The organism is Absiella sp. AM29-15 (assembly GCF_003434225.1).
GTDB classification, from domain to species: domain Bacteria; phylum Bacillota_I; class Bacilli_A; order Erysipelotrichales; family Erysipelotrichaceae; genus Hoskinsella; species Hoskinsella hominis.
The window spans coordinates 1-1,722 of record NZ_QVFL01000047.1 but is presented as its reverse complement, the minus strand read 5'-3'; the positions used below and the strand labels follow the sequence as shown (position 1 = coordinate 1,722).

Here is a 1,722-nt window from a genome sequence, read left to right as displayed (position 1 = left end):
TTTTTTTGCGTTTTTTCTGATATATAGATAGATTTATGGCATTATGAAAACAACATTTTGATTCTTGATAAAAATTAGACTAATACGTGCTTTTATAAGACATTGAAGAAGGCGTTGTTGTTCGCTTTCGTTCATAGGCACGTCCTTTTTTAATCCATACTAAATTGCCTGCTATATTATCCTTTATTACTGATAATGCATAATCATTTGTATCTTCATCCATGCTGATTAATGCCCTTATAAATAACTTCTTCATAATTCCTATTGCTTTATTGAAATTTCGCTTTAGTATGTATTCTCCCTCCTGTTTCTGTTCTATCGCTACTTGATCATTCGCATACAAGATTTCTAATGATATGATATTATATAGCCAGATATCTGCGTATATATCCTGATAAATAAGTGTTGATTTGTATCCACTGAAATTCTCCAGTTTCATCCTGTTTTTTAATCTGTTATAAGATGTTTCAATCGTCCAACGTAAATGATATAGTTCTTTTAAATCATCCTTACTATATTCATCTTCTGGTAAGTTTGACATTAGTAATTCAACGATATCTTGGTCGTCTTTGTCCTGTCCTATAATCAATTTAGTGAATCGTAGGGTATACGTGGTATTCATCAGATGCTGTCGAAACTGAATGTCATCTCGATATTGATTCGTACTTTCTCTATCAAAGGTAATGTGTATGACCTTGTCTTCTCCCGCCTTTATTTGATTTGTATATGCTTTCAAAAAACTACTAGGTAATCTGAATACGAAATATTGCTTACTGTTTATCAGTTGATCTACAAGTCTCATAGATGGATATCCTCTATCCAAGGTGAAAATGGCACTATCAATGAAGTTTTCGCAGTATGTTGTGATATGCTTCGAAGCGAAATACTTCTCACTTGATGAACATGGACCAAACTTTACATCAAGAAACGTATCGTTCAAACAATCATGAAGGGTAGATAAAAGACCACTAACAGGTTTGGAATCAAAATCTTTGGATGTAGGCTTCGCATTTATACGACCGAAGATGGCTTCATTCTCTTTTGTATTAGGTAGGATGATCTTGGAACCATCAACGGATAGTACTAGATGGTTTTTCCATTTTTTCATTTCATCGGCATTGTTGTCATAAAAATTGGCAATAAACTCATTGCTCATGACACGCAATGCCTCAGGATTGAATTTTTTTCTGGCAAGGTAAAAGCCAGTTTCTGTTATTGTTTGTTTTTTATTGAGGTCATCGTAAAAGTTCATAATATCACTCCATTGTGAGCACCCTTTTCGATCAAACATTTGATAAATAATATCAAGAACAGATAGTTTCCGTAATCTGGTGAAAGAATCAGGATTATCGCCTTTAATAAGTTCTAAAAAATGCAGGGATGCATCGGGTAGATAATCATGTACGGCATGAATAGCACTATCTACCATATAAGTTACCTCCATTATAACCTAAAACCAGGCTTAGCGAATAGTAAATAAAGAATAGAAACAAAGAAAAAAAGAATATACATGAGAGTGAAACATGAATCGTATTCAAATGAAAAGTGTCAAATGAATTCTGTTTATAAATGAATAACATAAATGAAGTCCTCCTTTGTGTGCATTCACTTATAAACAAAGCCGCGTAAGCGGCCAAATTTTGATTCTTTTGTCAATAGTGAAAAATAAAAAGTGGTACCTAGTGGGAAATTCACTAGATATCACTTTTCATTGTTGTCAAT

General features: G+C 33.0%; 1 protein-coding gene. It reads right to left on the bottom strand.

Translation table 11 applies throughout. From position 1 onward, the window contains the following. Positions 1-79 precede the first annotated feature (79 nt). Positions 80-1,429 (bottom strand): IS4 family transposase, encoded by a 1,350-nt coding sequence (locus DW761_RS21595; protein ID WP_158552702.1) that lies wholly within the window; start codon positions 1,427-1,429, stop codon positions 80-82. Positions 1,430-1,722: the final 293 nt, after the last annotated feature.